The following is a 16,569-nucleotide window of genomic DNA, read 5'->3' as shown; positions in this document are numbered from 1 at the left end:
CTGCAAATGCGTCGCTCCTCTTCTCCCCGCGCGCCCCTCCGTGCGGCAGCGGTCTGCACGACCCTCGCCTTGACGGCGGGCAGTGCGCTCGCCCAGAGCTATGAAGTGCTCAAATATGAATTGAGCACCCCCGATGCCGAGCCATCCGAAGAGCTGCGCGCGCTGCTGCCGGCCGAAATCCGCGATCGCGGCACGCTGCTGGTTGGCGGGCGCTGGGATGCACCGCCCTATGCCTTCTTCCCCGAAGGCACCAAGGACTGGACCGGCTTCGAGGCAGACCTGGTGCGCGGCATTGCCACCGTCCTCGGCCTCGACATCGTGCTCGAGCCGATCACCAACGAACAGACCGTCCTCGGCGTCAACGCCAACCGCTACGATATCGGCGTTGGTTTCTTCGCTAATCTCGAAGCGCGCCAGGAAACGGTGACCAACATCACCTACCTGCGCAACATCTTCGGCATCATCGTGCCGGCGGAAAACCCGCATGGCGTCGAAGAGGTCTCGGACGCCTGCGGCCTCAAGACCATCCAGACCGGCGGCAATTTTGACTATGCCGGTGCGCTCAACGCCATCTGCGAAGAAAAGGGCCTGCCGCTCGCCGAGCGGGTGCAGGTCGCCGAGGGCGTCAATGGCCTGCTCGCACTCAAGTCCGGACAGATCGACGTCTACTTCCAGAGCTATGGCCAGCAGAAGTACTTCCAGGAAGTGGTCGACGAGCCTATCCACGCCATTGTCGCGCCGGAAATCGGCTGGGTCGGCATGGGCCTCATCGCCAAGAACGACCGCACCGATGTCCAGGACGCCGTGCTCGGCGCGGTCAAGCACCTGCACGAGATCGGCTATTATGACGAGCTGATCGAAAAGTGGGAATTCCAGCCGCTCTACGAGGCCAATCCGCAGATCAATGGCGGCCAGGATTCGCGCTGGTGGGCGACCCCCAAGGCGGCTCAGTAACAGATGGCTCTGGTCGTGATCATCGGCGCCGGACCACGCGGCTTCTCGGTTCTCGAGCGGCTGGTGGCCAACCTGCAGACTGCGCCCCATGAGGCGACGCGGCTTGCCGGTGTGGAGATCGTCGTCGTCGATCCGCAATGGCCCGGCCCCGGCCAGGTCTGGCGGCGCGACCAGAGCCCGTTTGTGCTGATGAACACCCCGGCAGGGTCGTGCACGATCTATACCGACCCCTCGGTGAAGATCCATGGGCCGATCCTGCCCGGACCAAGTCTGGCGCAATGGTCGCGAACCATTGCGCCAGGCCTTGACCATCTTCCGGAGGATGTCAGGCGGCTGGCGCAGGCTATCGAGGACCAGTCCTTCGCGCCTCGCGTGCTCTACGGGCACTACCTCCACGGGGCCTATGACGAACTGATCCGCTCGCTCCCGCCTGATATCACGGTCCGCCATGCCCGCGCCGAGGCGGTGGACATGGAGCCCGACGGCAACGGCTGGAGCGTTGCATTGTCGGATGGCTCCGCGCTCGACAACGTCACTAGCGTCATCCTGGCGCTCGGCCATCCGCTGCCACGGCGGCGGCCCATGCGCGTGCCCGGCCAACCCCTTCACATCCCCTCGCGCAATGCCAGCGATGCCGAGCTTGGCGAAATTGCTCCACACGAGACGGTCGTCATTCGCGGCATGGGGCTTTGCGCCTTCGACTATATTGCCCTCCTCACCGAAGGACGCGGCGGCCGTTTCGCGACCGACGCGAGGGGCGAACTCAACTACCTGTGCTCCGGAAACGAGCCGCACCTGCTCCTCGGGTCGCGCCGGGGCCTGCCGTATCGGGGCCGTGGCCCGCAACCGGATGAACGTTACCAGCCTTCCGTGCTCACCAGCACCGTGGTCGAGGCGCTGGCCGGGTTGGACAGGATCGACTTCGAAACCGATCTCTGGCCGCTCATCGCTGCAGAACTTCTGGCAGCCTCCGGCCGCAACGACACCACTGACGCCATGGCTTTGCTGGAGGCATGTTCGAACCCGCTTGGCGACGAGGCCTTTGTCGATCAAGCCGCGCTGAACGAGGCCGTCGAGCAGCATCTGCGCGCCGACCTTGCCGATGCATTGGATCTGTCGTCGACCTTCCGCCGGCTGCAAAGCGCCATGCGTCTCGCCCGCTCCACCATTCGCGAACAGCTCTCACTGCGGCGGGTCAGCGCGCGGACCCATGGACCGGCGCTTGCCCAGGTGCGGGAACTGCTGGATTTTTCCATCTCGGGCCCCCCCGCCCATCGCATCGCCCAGCTTCTGGCCTTGCACCACGCCGGCATTGTCGACTTCGCCGGCCCCGAAATGTCGGTCACGGTAGAAGACGACGGCTTTGCCGTTTCCTCACCCCGTTTGCCCGCACGCATATGGAATGCCGGTGTGCTGATCGATGCCTGGCTTCCGGCCTCCGCCACGCCGGATGCGGACGGGCTGATCGCGCGCCAGGCAGGGCGGAAGATTTTCTCTCTGCACAGCACGCTCGTCGGCGGTCCTGCCCTGGCCATCGATCCGGTCAGTTTCGATGTCCTCGGCCCCGATCAGCGTCCCGTTGGCAGGTGCTATGCCCTCGGTCAGGTGATCGCGCCGCAGGAATGGGTGCCGGTGATCGCGCCTCTGGCCGGCACCAATAGCCGTTTCCTGCGGATGACCGATCGCGCCGCAAGGGCGGTTCTCGACGGTCTCGCTAGCCGTGTCCAACCCCATTTCACCCCTTCGACGGAGAACCTCCACCATGCCAATTGAATTCGTGGGAATGGCGCGCCCCAATAGCGGCGACGAAACCAATCACAATGCCGGGGATGCCTTTGACAAGGAACATTTCCTCCGGCTTGCCCGCGTTCACGAGGATGCCGGTTTCGACCGGGTGCTCTTCGCGTATGGCTCGGGCGGGCGCGATCCCGTCGCTTCTGCCGCATGGTTCGCCGCCAAGTTCGACCGCCTCGGCATACTGCTCGCCCACCGGCCCAACGTGTCCGCCCCCACCTATGCGGCCCAGCAATTCGCGACGCTCGACCAGGTCAGCGACGGCAGGCTGTGTATTCACTTCATCACCGGCGGCAATGACCAGGACCAGATCCGCGAAGGCGACACCTTTTCCAAGGCGGATCGCTATGTCAGGACGCAGGAATATATCCAGATCCTGAAACGCGTCTGGACCAGTACCGAGCCCTTCAGTCATCGCGGCCAGTTTTACCAGATCGACGATTTCCTCGCCAAGGTGCACTCGTCGCGGCGTCCGCGCCCGTTGATCTCCTTTGGCGGTTCGTCGCCCGAAGCCTATGCGGTAGGCGGTGCGGAAGCCGACATTTACGCGCTCTGGGCCGAGCATCTGGCCGGCACCGTTGAACAGATAAAAGCCGTTCATGCCGCGGCCCGCAATGCCGGACGCAGCAGTGGCGATCTGCCGCGCATCCAGGCCTTCTTCCGCTTCGTCATCGCCGACACCGATGATCTGGCCTGGGAACGCGCCGAGCAGCTGATCGCCCGCGCAGACACCCTGCGCAGCGCAGCGCCGGCCGACAGCCGCGCCCGCCCGTCATCCCCCGAAAACGAGGGATCCAAGCGCCTACAGCGGATCGGTGACCGGGGCACGCGGCATGACCGGGCAGGGCTTGTGCACAACACCACCGAGGCCAGCGGTGGCGGCAATGCCATTGCCCTTGTCGGTTCGCCCGAAACCATCACCGCCGCGCTGCTCGACTACTACGACATCGGCGTCCGGATATTTCACGTGCGCGGGTTCGACACCCTCAACGACTCGATCGCCTTCGGCCAGCACGTCGTGCCGCGCCTCCGGGCCGAGGCCGAGCGCAAGGAAACCCTGGCTGTCGCCAGCTAACACCAAGGAAAACGAATATGCACAATCCTGATGCCGACGAACTGATCTTGCAGACCAAGCACCTGCGCATCGATGCCGAAGGCGCGATCAAGCTTTTTGACGAAGGCGCGCTGGCGATCGACGTGCGCAGCGATCAGCGCCGCGAGGAATTCGGCCTCGTGCCCGGTGCCGTTCCGCTCGACAGGACCAAAGTGGTCGACTATGTGCAATCGGTGCGTGCCGCCGAGGGGCAGCAGCGCAAGGTGGTTCTGTTCTGCATGAGCGAACGCGGCTCGGCCGGCGCCCTTGCCGCGCTGGAAGCGGCCGGAGAAGGCGACGTGCACGATGTCGCCGGCGGCTTTCGTGCTCTCTCGGCTGCCGGCATCAAGACAGTCTCCGTCGCCAGTTAGCGGTAAACTGACGGGGTTTTGCGAAACGCAATGCCAAGCCAAACGCGATTCGCGGCCCTGGAAAAGGGTCGCGCAGGCGGTCTGAAATTCGGCGTGGACGAACGGCAGTGACGGGTGTCGACGCTAAGGAATTCCGGTCCCCGACGTACTCCGTGGACGCGGACAGTCCGAGAACTAACTGATTGTCGTACATGTCGTCTCACGATGATGTCCGCTCTCAGGAAAACTGGAAGGTGGACTGAACGGCTGGAATGGGGCGCTTCGCCGGCGACCCTCTGCGATCGCCGGCGAAGTCGCATCCTTCAGATTTCGGTAGCTTCCGACAGAGAAAGGGCATCATCCACGTCCACGTCCACGTCCACGTCCACGTCCACGTCCACGTCCACGCCCAGGTACCTTACCGTGTTCTCGATTTTGCTGTGGCCGAGCAGAATCTGGATCGCTCTAAGATTGCCTGTGGCCTTGTAGATCAGGGAAGCCTTGGTGCGTCGAAGCGAGTGGGTAGCGTATTCTTCTGAAGGCAGTCCTATGGCAGTTACCCACTCATCGACCAAGCGCGCAAACTGGCGGGTGCTCAAATGTGCGTCAGGATTTGCGCGGCTGGGAAAAGCAAAGTCTTCGACGGTGCCGCCTCGCCGTTCCAGCCAAGCAAGCAGACTGCCTCGTGCGTCTGCCGTAATTTCAAACTGAGCTGGTCGTCCCGTCTTCTGCTGAACCACCATGGACCTCGTACGGATCATTGGACTGGAGACAAGGGTCCGAATCTTGATCTTCACGAGATCTCATCTGCGCAACTTGCTGTCGATCGCAAGGTCGAAGAGCGCTCGATCTCGCATCCGTCCTTCACGATCAAGAAAGAAGCGGATGGACCAAATCTGGCGAACCTTGAAAGCGCGTTTAGCGCCAACCTGTCTGCCGGCATTCCAGGCGGGCTTTCCTGCTGCAGCAGGATCATACTGTGATCCATAATATTTCTCCATTGGCCAAAACGGCCGACAGTGAAACGATTATGGCAACGTCACGAGCGGCAGCAGTCGACCCCATCTCGGTCATTCCAGCCCTCCGCTCGAAATGCCAAAAGCTGCCATTCCTTCGCGGCTGGGCAACAGCCGCAACGCGCCCCATTCCCGCCGTTCGATAAACGTCTTCGATTTCCCAAATGTGATCATCGTTGTCCTGCAAGAGCAACACCAGATTGGGGTGGAAACGGATGGGTCGCTTTACGTCCACGCAGGAGTCGTGCTGACATCGGCAGCAGGCCATGAAGATGTTATTTTGGACAGTGCCGCGCCGAAAGCCGCATTGGATAACGTCAATAACACGTGTTGCTGGTGCGTGGCTTCGATATAGAATTTCTGCGTCGTTGGGATTGCCGTTGGACTGCGTTCTGGTACGGATCTTGTATTTTATCCGGCTTGGGAGGCCGGCTCGGTGTTGGTTGCGCGCTGATATTCTGACGCGCATCCACTGCCCGATCAGGCCCATATTCCACTCCGGTCTGGGATGTTCGTTCGGTGGACGATGACAGTGCCCACAACATTTGACTGCCCCAGTTCCTGTTGATGCAACGAGTTACTTGGCGAAGCGCGAGCGCGACGTCTTTCCAAACGGTCAGCTTAGCGCGATCATCTCAGCCAGAATGCCCCGCGCCAACCGACCTGACCAATTTCGGTCTTATGAGCTCGATCTTGCCAGCGACCATTTTTTCGCCATCGAGCATTTCGAACGCTTTCGCCACCATGGCATCGACGTCTTGGCGCACCATGGTCAGCGGAAATTCGACCAGTGCAGCGAACGGGTCCCAGTCGTAGCAGCCAACCACGATCGAATGCAGCATCTCGCGGGGAAGGGTGCGGAAAAACCGCACTATGCCTTCAAACGCAATAGTGGAGTTGACTATCAGTCCGTCGGGCAACTTGCCCAGGCGCTGGTAGAGCGAGCGGATAGATGCCTCGGCCAGTTCAGGGGCATAACCAGAGGCGTCGATCTGTTCGTCATTGACCGCTTGGCCTCGTGATACCATCGCCTGACGGAACCCGCTGATACGCATGGCGGTTGAATTGTCACTGGCCACGCCGCCAATGAAGTGAACGAGTGGGTGCTCGATGTGCTTTGCGGCAAGGTCATCCAACACGGTAAGCGTGAGCTCTGTCGCGCCCCAACGGTTGTCGCTGATAACTGACGGCGCGACATTGCCGGGCAAATCGACATTGATATGCCGAACGCGGGCCGCGCGGCATACGGCTCCGACTGCGTCGGGGTCCGTGGCGCCGGTGATGAGCAACGACTCGACGCGGTAACTGATCAGAGTCTTGCCAGATTGGGCGCCACCTCTCGCCCAGCAGTGGGCCAGCGGCCAGATCTCGCGTTTCGGCGCCCAGATCATCGGTGTGGTGGCAGCCAATGACGGCACCGGAGGTGGCGCGATTGCAGCGTTCAAGGCCGCAGGTGTCGATCCGGTTCCTCCGGTGAGCGGCAATGACGCGACAATTGCGGCGCTGCAATTGATCATTGCGGGTGACCAGTACAACACCATCTCCAAGCCAAGCGAGATCGTGGCAGCGGCGGCCGCCGATGTTGCCGTACAACTGCTCAAAGGCGAGCCCCCTGTCGCACAGACCACTCTCTACAACACGCCTAGCCAGCTCTTTGTCCCAGCAGTTGTGACTGCCGACAACCTCAAGGCAGAGATTATCGACAAGGGCATCGTGAGCGCCGACGTCCTGTGCGTTGATCGCTATGCCGATGGCTGCAAGACGCTTGGCATCACGCAGTAACCGCCACGGCCCGGCTCCGGTGGAGCCGGGCACCCCTCTGATATGAAGGTTGTACACCATGACCGATACTGCGCGCGACATCGCCAAGCCTGGAGAGCTGATCCTCAGCTTGCGCGGCATCTGCAAAAATTTTGGCGCCGTATCTGCGCTGACGAATATCGACCTTGATGTTCATGCTGGCGAAGTGGTTGCTCTTGTCGGTGACAACGGTGCCGGTAAATCGACCCTGGTCAAGATTTTGTCCGGCGTGCACCGCCCAACATCCGGCACCATCAACGTGCACGGTCAGGATGTGACTCTGGCGACGCCCAGCGACGCGTTGGGCATTGGCATTGCGACGGTCTTTCAGGATCTGGCGCTGTGCGAAAATCTCGATGTGGTCGCCAATATCTTCCTCGGTAAAGAACTGCGACCACTGCAGCTTGACGAGGTTGAAATGGAGCTCCGCTCCTGGAAATTGCTGAATGAATTATCCGCCCGCATTCCCAGCGTGCGCGAAGCCGTGGCCTCGCTTTCGGGGGGACAGCGCCAGACAGTCGCGATCGCGCGTTCGCTGCTGCTCGACCCTAAGATCATCCTGCTCGACGAGCCGACAGCCGCTCTGGGGGTCGCCCAGACTGCCGAGGTGCTCAATCTGATCGAGCGGGTGCGGGATCGCCGTCTGGGCGTCGTCATGATCAGCCACAACATGGAAGACGTTCGCGCCGTGGCCGACCGTGTGGTCGTGCTGCGGCTGGGCAAGAACAACGGCACTTTCCCGCCCGATGCACCAACGCGGAACTGGTCGGCGCCATTACCGGCGCCTCGGACAATTCGGTCTCCCGCCGTGCCGGCCGAAAGGCCGAGGCCCACCAAAACCAAGAAGTGCAGCCATGACCAACAATGTCGACAAACAGCGCGAACTCCTGGATCGCGCCGATACCCGTTTGAAGCATGAGGCCGGCATTGGTGGAGCGATCCGCGCCTTCTTTGATCGGATCAGAACCGGCGATCTTGGCGCTCTGCCGGTGGTTATCGGGCTTATCGTCATCTGGACGGTATTTGCCTCGCTCAACCCTACTTTTTTGTCGAGCGCAAACCTCGTCAACCTGCTGTTCGATTCCTCAACAGTGGGCGTGATCGCGATCGGAATAGTGCTAGTGCTTATGGTCGGCGAAATAGACCTGTCCGTTGGCTCGGTCAGTGGGCTGGCTTCAGCCATGCTCGGCGTGTTGTGGGTCAATCAGGGCTGGCCAGTGGCGCTCGCCATCGTCGCCGCAATCGCTGTAGGTGCCCTGATAGGTTATCTCTATGCTCAGCTCTACAATCGTTTCGGCATGCCAAGCTTTGTGGCGACTCTAGCAGGACTGTTGGCCGTACTTGGCCTCCAGCTTTACATCCTTGGTGGCACCGGATCGATCAATCTTCCCTACGGTTCGCCACTGGTCAATTTCGGCCAGACCACAACCATGCCACCGCTAGTGGCTCATATCCTTGCTGCTCTCCCTGGCATTGCGATGTTTATTTCTGGATATCGCAATGCAACTCGCCGCCGGGAGGCCGGACTGTCCTCCAAGTCTCTCGGCGGTGTTCTCTTTACAGCAGCAATCGTTACTGTTGCCCTTGAACTCGCGGTCGCTTACCTCAATACCTCGCGCGGTGTGCCATGAATGTTCGGCCTGTTCGTGTTGTTCGTCATCGGCATGAACTACGCCCTCACCCGTACCAAATGGGGGCGGTCGATGACTGCCGTTGGCGGCAATCGTGAAGCCGCTCGTCGCGCCGGCATCAACGTCAAGGCCATCTACACCAGTGCCTTTGTGTTCTGCGCCATGTTAGCCACCATTGGCGGCATGCTCGCGGCCTCCCGGCTGGCCTCTGCCAGCCAGCAGGCCGGCACAGGCGACGTCAATCTCAATGCCATCGCTGCGGCGGTCATTGGCGGAACCAGTCTGTTTGGCGGCCGCGGCAGCGCTTATTCGGCGCTGCTGGGTGTCATTGTCATCCAGTCTATTGCAAGCGGATTGACCCTGCTCGATCTTTCCTCTTCGCTTCGCTACATGATCACCGGCGGTGTGCTAGCAATTGCCGTCATCGTAGACTCTCTCGCCCGACGATCCCGCGTCACACACGGCCGCGCCTGACCCGCTCTAATGCATGCGGGCGCATGGCGGCGCCTGTCCATCAAACACACCGAAAGTCACCCCATGGACCAAGACTTGTCCAATCGCGTCGCCGCCATCACCGGAGCGGCCTCAGGCATCGGGCTTGAATGTGCAAGAACACTTTTGACCGCTGGCGCACGCGTTGCCCTGGTAGATCGCGATGTAGATCGTCTGCGCGCAATCTGCGTCGAACTGGGTGACCGCGCCATTCCTATTGTCGTCGACCTGACCGATCATGCCGAAGTCGATGAAATGCTGCCACAGATCCTCGCCAAGACCGGACATCTCGACATTTTTCATGCCAATGCAGGCTCCTATGTCGGCGGGCCGATAGTGGAGGGTGATCCCGATCAGTGGGATCGCATGCTCAACCTCAATATCAACGCCGCGTTTCGGTCGGTCCGTGCCGTGTTACCCCACATGGTCGAACGCAAGACCGGCGACATCATCATGACCAGCTCGATTGCCGGATTGGTGCCTGTGGTCTGGGAGCCCATCTACATCGCCTCAAAACATGCCATTCAGGCATTTGTGCGCACCGTGCGCAGGCAGGTGGCCCCCTTCGGCATCCGTGTCGGCGCCATAGCACCCGGCCCCGTGGTAACCGCGTTGATCAACGACTGGCCCAAAGACAAACTCGACGCCGCCCTGGCGGCTGGTGACCTGATGGAACCGGGCGAAGTTGCCGCTGCCGTCAAATTCATGCTGACACGGCCTCGTAACGTGACCATCCGCGACCTCGTAATCCTACCACAGAGCAACGACCTCTGACGTCCGACCCAAATGCAGAGATCAGGAAATGGCTGCTGCAGGCTAGTCATGCCTATAACGTTTCTATGCGCCAATCTGTGCCCTGGCGGCAATGATGCATTTTCTATTCTCGGTCGGCAGATACCCCTAGAAATCAAAAGTCTGCTTTTGAGGCTGTACTAGTGGGCGGCCAATCTCTCGATCGCAGTCGGACGCCGCCAGTCATATACGTACGCCGTTACTGCCGCTCTGACACCGCGCGTTAAGTCCCAAAGGACTCTGCTCTAGGTTGGATGAAGGCGGGGGCTCACGTCATGTTCCTAATATGGAGACATCCCACTACGGGTGTGCATTTTTCAGAGGCGTTCCACCAATAGCGGACAGGCTGGTCACGGCCTCTAATCTACCGGTCACCAATGTCTGCTTTTGTGTCAGGCATATCCAGAACTCGCCCGTCCGCTCCCCCCCGTTGTCGCCATTGCCAGTCTGTCACAGGAACGACCGCTTTGGGGATACGGCCGAGTCCGCGCCAATGGCTGAAATGGGGCGCGTTTCCGCCCGGCGGCTTGCGACCCCAAATCGGACGTTCATTGGGTCAGGAGCTGACCGGAAAGCAGTCATAGGTCTTTGCCGACTTGTATGCATGGAATATCTATGTACGCCGCCTATCGCTCACGGGAGCCTCTCATGGGCATTGCCCGATACACACTGCTTCTTTTGGCCGCTGCCGCTATCACTGCTGTCGTTGCATCTTGTGTGCCCAGGCTTGCTCAATCTGACTCTTGCGGCGCATGTTGCCAAAATCTGGAGGTGACCTAGGTCACGCAAGCTGACAAAACAGCGGTGTCGCTCTGGCTTTTTGTGTTAAATTATGAGGTTTTTATCGTCCTCGACCCTGGATGGGAAGATAAACCTTGCGAATTCTTGGATTTGAATAGTTTAGATGATACGTTTCTCGTATTGTTAATGGTCGTGGTTTGATGTTCTAGATTTGAAGGGGGCAGGAAATGGCGGTTTGGCATGAATCCCGGTCCTGGGTAGTTGCCGGTTTCTTGGGCGCAATGGGCATGGCGCTCCGACCTCTTACGACACCGGCATAGCATACGACGCTGGTACCGAGCAGTTTTTGCTGACGCTCGATAGCACGGCGCATGTCGATCGGTTAGCGGGCCCAGTTGAAGTGGGTGTCGTCCTGTCTGGCTCAAGCGCAGATGGATTGTCAGTGGTCCTGGAGCCAGGCGGCCGGACATCAATCTGACGCTTTGAAAGTGACGATGAGTGGCAATGGCGACGCCACTATCCGATCGGCCGCAGACATTTGGGTGAATCGGGTGGATCCGTCCTCCCCATGGCAGGAGCAGACCTCAGCGATTTTTGGTTTCGTCAGTGCTGCGGGCGGACTTGGAACCATTGATATCCGGCAGGAGCAGGGGAGCTCGTTCTTTCTGGCCGGACCTTTGAGTATAAATTGCATCTATGGGTTGCATTACGGCTTGGGGGGTATCCGTGTTTCAGGCGCCGGATCGATCTATTCGAACGAGCCTGATCTCGCCTATGGATTGCAGGGTGCAATTGATAGTACCTTATCAAGCGGCAATATTTTAGTCCGCCAGGAACGGTCAGGACTGGTGGATTTCATCGCGAATGAATCTGCTGGTGCCTTTGCCTATAACCGGGGGGCAGGAGATACGGTAATTGAGGCCGCAGGTGTCTCAACTCTTTACGGTAATGAAAACGATGGATTATGGCGTGGACAGGTAACGCGAGCTCATCTGGTGCCGTTTCTGTTAGCGTCCTGGATACCGCCAACATTGTCTTGCAAGGCGATTTTAACAGAGGCGCCCGCGCGGTGAATGACGGGCAAGGCGAAACCCATGTAATGGTTTCCGGCAGCGTCAGAGTGCTAGGCAATAGCGCGGCCAGTCCTGGCGATTCGGCTGGCGCTGAGTTGCGGCAACGAAATGTTCTCAACACTTCGACGCAGTCTGTTCAAGTTAACGGCAATGGCAGCATCGTTGCCGACGGATTTCGCAGCCACGGCGCGGCGGCTGAAATGGATCATGCCAGCCTCGTTTCGTTCGATATTCTGGATCGTGCGAGCATCGTCACGCTGGGCGAGCAGTCCCATGGCATTAACGCCCTGTCTAAGACTACGGGGGCAGTTGCGTTAGGCGTGACCGCGAACGCGGCTGTCACTGCCTTTGGGCGAGAGTCTGTGGGCGCGCGCCTCGATGCCGGAGGGCAAGTGACGGTAGCCAATGCCGGACGAGTCACGTCTGCCGGGAAATACGGTGTTGGCATTTTTGCGCAATCAGTGACGGCCGGGGCCGAAATTACCATTGATCCGAGTGCTATCGTCGCTGGGGGCTGGCAATCGGACATGACGCTGGCGCCTGGAGTGTTGCTTCCATCTGCCGAGGTTCTGTTTAATACAGCGAGGAACGCTCTGCTGTTCAACCGCGGCATTATCGGTTCGGGGGCGGACCGTGCCATCGGCGATCTCGCCACCAACACTGGTAGTGTGGGAGTGACCAACTGGGGCCAGGTGACGGGCTTTGTCGACTTTAATGGGGCCGGCACGAATGCGTTTATTAATGCGAGCGGCGGCAGTTTCGACGTCCGCCATTTTGCCGATACCAATGGCGATGGCGTGAGCGATACCAAGCGGGTATCGGTTTCAAACTTCGGCGCACCGACAAGCAGTTTCAACAATGCGACCGGCGCCACGGTTCGACTGGCACCTGATGACGCCAAAGTGTTCAACAAGCCCAAGCAGCTACCTCACGGTGGCGCGGCGTCATGGAGCCTGCGTGGCTCTTCGGCGGCTCATGTCACGTGGATTAAAGCCGAGGGCATTCTGGAATGGTCACCAGCTTACCATCATCATGATCGCGTGAATCACCAATCCGGGCTTCGATGAACGGCTAGATACGCCCGATGAGATAGACTCCGTTGACGCGCGATCTCAGTGCTGTCAGCTGGACGGCAGCCTCAATATTGTAGCCCTGCGCAACTGACCCTGGGTTTCCAGGCAAAAGACGCCTTCGGTCGAGTAGGATAGGGCCTTCAATCAGAACGCCCTGTTCAGGGCGGCCTCGGTCACAACATGTCCCTGTGGATGAACGTTTCGCTGCAGCTGAAGTTGCCGAAAGTCGGCAGTCCGTCGGTAGCCGCCACCCCACAATTATCAATCAGACTTTGCACACTGCCTTCAACTGATCTGCGAGCCGACTCACGCCATCAGGTGTCGTAATATTGCCGGGGGACAGCCTAAGAATGCGCCCCCTCACATCAGCATAGACCGCTTTTTTCCGCAAAGCCGATATTAGGGACGGTGGGTCGATCTCTTCGGGCAGAGTCAACATTATACTTCCGCCGCGCTCTTCCGGATTACGTGGTGATGCTAGAGGTATACGGAACTCATCGGCAGCTTCGACGAGCAGGCTGGTCATAGCGCGGTTTTGCGCCTGCAGTTTCTTTGCGTCTTGCCGTGCATGCCATTCCAGGGCCGGACTGCTCCCCAGTGCGGCGATAGCGGCCGGGGTGCCGTTGTCAAAGCGGCGTATATCGCCTGCATATTCAAACCTATTGAAATCCCACGAGAATGGATTGGCCTGGCTGAACCAGCCGCGCAGTTCCGGCGTGCAAGTTTCGAGCAGCGGGCGAGCCACCTGGATGACGCCGGCGCCCGATGTGCCACATAGCCATTTCAGCGTGGACGATACCGTAAAATCTACCAACGGAGTGGAAACATTGTACGGAACAAGGCCAATCGACTGAGTGACATCCACGCCGACAAGGCTGCCCTTGGCACGCGCATGTGCGACCAAAGTTTCGAGGTCACAAAGGTGGGAAGAGGTCGAACTCGCGTGCGTCAACAGGGCAAGACCTACACTATCATCCCAATGCGCGATGACATCCTCGTTTTCGACCCAATAGGCGCCGGGCCGAAGCGGCACGGTGATCAGGTCAAAACCGAACCGGGCCTGAAGGCCGTTGAGCAGGAAGTGCAGGCTTGGAAAGCAATCGCCGGCGACAAGCAGCTTCTTGCCTTTGAGGTGGTTGGCCGGCAAAGCACCGATCAGCGAATAGAGCGCTCCGGTCACGTTGTGCGCAACCGTCAGCGTTCCGGGCTCCGCGCCGATGAGGTTTGTCCATAAATCAATGAAGCGCGCCTGCTGACCCAACAGATAGGGCCACTGTGCATCATCAGGCCGCCCCCAGATTTCCGCATAACGGCTCATCGCCGCGGCCAGATCTACGCCTTTGTTGGCGTACTGCCCTATGGAGTGATAAAGGAAATAGCCCGAACCGCCTTGCTCGCCCGTCGTCATTTTTCTCGTGTTCCCCAGCATAGGTCCGGCATATGGTTTCCCATCACCGCCGATCATGACTGGATAAAAAGTATACTTATTTTCGTCAAGCCATGAATTCAATCGCTTGATTTCACGGCGTTCCAGTTGGTTTTTTGCGAAATACGGCTCAACTCGGGTGACAAATCGGACTGGCTCCGTATACGAAACTGCAAAACCTATTGATTGCGGAGTAACTGAATGGCGTCCAAGAGCCACCGCGAGCGTATCTATCAAATGTTTCTGGCTCGCATTCGAGCAGGCGAAATCGGGCGAGAAGACAGGCTGATCGATAACGCCATTGGCGCGGAGCTTGGTGTTTCTCGCATGCCGGTACGCGATGCGCTGATGCGGCTAACACATGAAGGATATCTTGTCGCCACCACGCGCGGCTTTATGTTGCCTGCGCTGTCCATGCGACGCGTCCGCGAGATTTTCGAAATTCGACGCCTGCTCGAACCACGGGCGGTAGGGCAAGCCACCATCGCGATGACGACAGATCAGATTGAATCGATTGCAGTTGCGGTCGATGGCGCGCGGATTGCCATCCGGGAGCAGGACATCCAGGCACTCTATCGAACCAGCGAACTGGTACGTAGCGGCTGGCTCGGCGCAGTGCCTAGTGACGAGCTGCGCGAAGCCATTAGTCGCTATCTCATCCAAGTTCAGAGTGTGCGGATGGGCACTATGCGTGATCCTGCGGTCCAGCGTGTCGTTGTGGACGGGCAGGCACGCATGCTTGCGGCGTTCCGAGCGCGCGACGCCTTTGCTGCGGCGGATGAGATGCTGCGTTTCATCCTTGCCGCCGAGCAGTCATATGTAGCTCTCACCGACGACGGCGACGCTGCATAATGCAATAATTGTATTCTTTTAAAGGCCAGAATGCCCTGATCGTCGCCAGATATCCGCATATTGGCACTCCTCTCCTAGCGCAAAAGATCAGCGATCGCACGCAAGAATGGCAAGATTGGCGATATTTCGCGCTAATCATAACCGTTGTGGCACTTGCCTTCCGCAACTGTTGATGCTTAGAAAAGAATACAAATTTCTAACGCTCGTATACCGCAGTGGTTTTGGAGTGGCTAATGATCGAAGGCGATCTCGCGCACAGCGTCAGTGTAAAGGTTGACGCCTCGCCAGAAGACGCGTTCGACTTCATGATCGATCCTGACGCGCTAGGCCGTTGGGCGTTGGGTTGCATGGACCTTCAGCGCGACGGGCTGGACGGTGTCTACACTGGAACTTCCATTTTTGACGGCTCGCGCTCGTGGCTACACATCGAGGCCGATCGGATCCAGCACGTGGTTCACTACCACTTAGGTAATGCAGAAGTTCGCAAGCCACGTATTCAGGCGCGGGTCTCTCAGGTCGGCGATGAGGTCACTGTGACATTGTTGGCGCAGCGCGGGGCGGACATGGACGATGCCCGCTGGGAGCGTCTGCGCCGTAGCCATGAGCTCGAAATTCTTATCATCCAGGCTCACTGTCCGCAGTGGGTCTCGCGGAGTCGTCCATGACGCTGTGGACCTCTAACACCGCGCCCCATGAACTTCGCACCTTGATGCGTAGAGGCGTGATGCGTGACAGAACTGGCAGTCTTGCCGCTGGCTTCCAGCAGGCCAACATTGCCATCCTGCCGATGCAGTGGGCCGAGAATTTCCAAGCCTATGTCGAGGCTAATCATGCCGCCTGTCCATTGCTTGCGATTGGCGCGCCCGGAGATCCGTCGCTCCCATCGTTGGGATCCAATATCGACATTCGCTTTGACCTTCCTCGATATCGCGTTTTGCAAGGCGGCGTTGTTACTAACGATCCGTTTGACGTTGGCGATGTCTGGCGGGCGGACATGGTCACGTTCGCCCTTGGGTGCTCACTGGGGTTTGAGGCAGTGGTTATTGGAGCAGGGGCAGCGCTGCGTTGCCATGCACCGGGTCAGACCTGTTCAGCTTTTGTCAGCGCCATTGAAACAGTTGAAGTCGGGCCGTTTAGGGGGCCGCTGGTCGTAACAATGCGGGCGGTGCGCCGCGAAGACGTGGATCTCGTGGCGGCAATAACCGCCATGCACCCCGAGACCCACGGTGGCCCGGTTCATGTTGGCGATCCGGCCGCAATTGGAGTTGACCTGTCGAACCCGATCGAGGGGATCGGGCTAACTGATCTGCGTGAGGGTGAGGTTGCGATGTTCTGGCCGTGTGGCGTCACCAGCCACTATGCGCTGGCGAAGGCCGCCCCGCCGATCGCGATCACGCATTTCCCCGGCCACATGTTGGTGACGGATCTACCGGCAGGGGAACTGCCAACCACAGCATAGGGAACAGCAATACGCTGAACAAG

At 59.4% G+C, this 16,569-nt stretch carries 13 protein-coding genes and 4 pseudogenes; 13 read left to right on the top strand and 4 right to left on the bottom strand.

The annotated features are described in order from the left end of the window. Positions 1-6: 6 nt before the first annotated feature. Genes ABIE28_RS17650 through ABIE28_RS17635 form a run of 4 tightly spaced genes read left to right on the top strand, consistent with a single transcriptional unit; the run spans position 7 to position 4,212 of the window. Entirely contained in the window at positions 7-954 is a 948-nt protein-coding gene (locus tag ABIE28_RS17650; RefSeq protein ID WP_354065195.1) for a transporter substrate-binding domain-containing protein, read from the top strand. A 3-nt stretch (positions 955-957) separates the two neighbouring features. Further along, positions 958-2,727 (top strand): FAD/NAD(P)-binding protein, encoded by a 1,770-nt coding sequence (locus tag ABIE28_RS17645; RefSeq protein ID WP_354065194.1) that lies wholly within the window; start codon positions 958-960, stop codon positions 2,725-2,727. Further along, complete coding sequence (locus ABIE28_RS17640; protein ID WP_354065192.1) at positions 2,717-3,823, top strand: LLM class flavin-dependent oxidoreductase; 1,107 nt, start codon at positions 2,717-2,719, stop codon at positions 3,821-3,823. The genes ABIE28_RS17645 and ABIE28_RS17640 overlap by 11 nt, the downstream gene beginning before the upstream one ends. A 17-nt stretch (positions 3,824-3,840) precedes the next feature. Further along, entirely contained in the window at positions 3,841-4,212 is a 372-nt protein-coding gene (locus tag ABIE28_RS17635) for a rhodanese-like domain-containing protein (RefSeq protein ID WP_354065190.1), read from the top strand. A 302-nt stretch (positions 4,213-4,514) separates the two neighbouring features. On the opposite strand, the pseudogene ABIE28_RS17630 reads toward ABIE28_RS17635, so the two are convergent. The 3 genes and pseudogenes from ABIE28_RS17630 to ABIE28_RS17620 all read right to left on the bottom strand — a co-directional run bounded on the left by ABIE28_RS17630 (position 4,515) and on the right by ABIE28_RS17620 (position 6,415). After that, a pseudogene (locus tag ABIE28_RS17630) lies at positions 4,515-5,192 on the bottom strand (tyrosine-type recombinase/integrase). Next, positions 5,164-5,697: a hypothetical protein gene (locus ABIE28_RS17625; protein ID WP_354065188.1), complete on the bottom strand. Its 534-nt coding sequence runs from the start codon at positions 5,695-5,697 to the stop codon at positions 5,164-5,166. The pseudogene ABIE28_RS17630 and the gene ABIE28_RS17625 overlap by 29 nt, the downstream one beginning before the upstream one ends. A 145-nt stretch (positions 5,698-5,842) precedes the next feature. Next, positions 5,843-6,415, bottom strand: a complete 573-nt coding sequence (locus tag ABIE28_RS17620) for a substrate-binding domain-containing protein (protein ID WP_354065186.1) — start codon at positions 6,413-6,415, stop codon at positions 5,843-5,845. 112 nt (positions 6,416-6,527) lie between these two features. Between ABIE28_RS17620 and ABIE28_RS17615 the strand changes: the two are divergent. The 6 genes and pseudogenes from ABIE28_RS17615 to ABIE28_RS17590 all read left to right on the top strand — a co-directional run. Continuing rightward, a pseudogene (locus tag ABIE28_RS17615) lies at positions 6,528-6,989 on the top strand (substrate-binding domain-containing protein); the annotation flags it as partial. 58 nt (positions 6,990-7,047) lie between these two features. Further along, positions 7,048-7,865, top strand: a pseudogene (locus ABIE28_RS17610) (ATP-binding cassette domain-containing protein). Then, positions 7,862-9,112 (top strand): annotated as a pseudogene (locus ABIE28_RS17605) (sugar ABC transporter permease). Before ABIE28_RS17610 ends, ABIE28_RS17605 begins: the two co-directional pseudogenes overlap by 4 nt. Before the next feature lie 63 nt (positions 9,113-9,175). Further along, a complete protein-coding gene (locus ABIE28_RS17600) occupies positions 9,176-9,904 on the top strand; it encodes an SDR family oxidoreductase (RefSeq protein ID WP_354065184.1) in 729 nt (242 codons plus the stop codon). Between the two features lie 1,253 nt (positions 9,905-11,157). Continuing rightward, positions 11,158-11,736 carry a hypothetical protein gene (locus tag ABIE28_RS17595; protein ID WP_354065182.1) on the top strand — a complete coding sequence of 193 codons (579 nt, stop codon included), beginning with the start codon at positions 11,158-11,160 and terminating at the stop codon, positions 11,734-11,736. A gap of 26 nt (positions 11,737-11,762) precedes the next feature. Continuing rightward, on the top strand, positions 11,763-12,803 hold the full coding sequence (locus ABIE28_RS17590; protein WP_354065180.1) for a hypothetical protein: 1,041 nt from the start codon (positions 11,763-11,765) through the stop codon (positions 12,801-12,803). Between the two features lie 271 nt (positions 12,804-13,074). Here ABIE28_RS17590 and ABIE28_RS17585 read toward each other — a convergent pair whose 3' ends face one another. Beyond that, positions 13,075-14,217 carry an aminotransferase class V-fold PLP-dependent enzyme gene (locus ABIE28_RS17585; RefSeq protein WP_354065178.1) on the bottom strand — a complete coding sequence of 381 codons (1,143 nt, stop codon included), beginning with the start codon at positions 14,215-14,217 and terminating at the stop codon, positions 13,075-13,077. Between the two features lie 219 nt (positions 14,218-14,436). Between ABIE28_RS17585 and ABIE28_RS17580 the strand changes: the two genes are divergently transcribed. From ABIE28_RS17580 to ABIE28_RS17570, 3 genes are all read left to right on the top strand, one after another. Beyond that, positions 14,437-15,087, top strand: a complete 651-nt coding sequence (locus ABIE28_RS17580; protein ID WP_354065176.1) for a GntR family transcriptional regulator — start codon at positions 14,437-14,439, stop codon at positions 15,085-15,087. A 233-nt stretch (positions 15,088-15,320) separates the two neighbouring features. Next, entirely contained in the window at positions 15,321-15,752 is a 432-nt protein-coding gene (locus ABIE28_RS17575; RefSeq protein WP_354065174.1) for an SRPBCC family protein, read from the top strand. Next, positions 15,749-16,546, top strand: coding sequence for a D-glutamate cyclase family protein (locus ABIE28_RS17570; RefSeq protein WP_354065172.1), 798 nt, complete (start codon positions 15,749-15,751; stop codon positions 16,544-16,546). The genes ABIE28_RS17575 and ABIE28_RS17570 overlap by 4 nt, the downstream gene beginning before the upstream one ends. The last annotated feature ends 23 nt before the right edge of the window (positions 16,547-16,569 follow it).

The organism is Devosia sp. 2618, from assembly GCF_040546815.1.
In the GTDB taxonomy this organism is placed as follows: Bacteria; Pseudomonadota; Alphaproteobacteria; order Rhizobiales; family Devosiaceae; genus Devosia.
The sequence above is the reverse complement of the archived record's forward strand: the minus strand, read 5'-3'. Positions and strand labels throughout refer to the sequence as shown.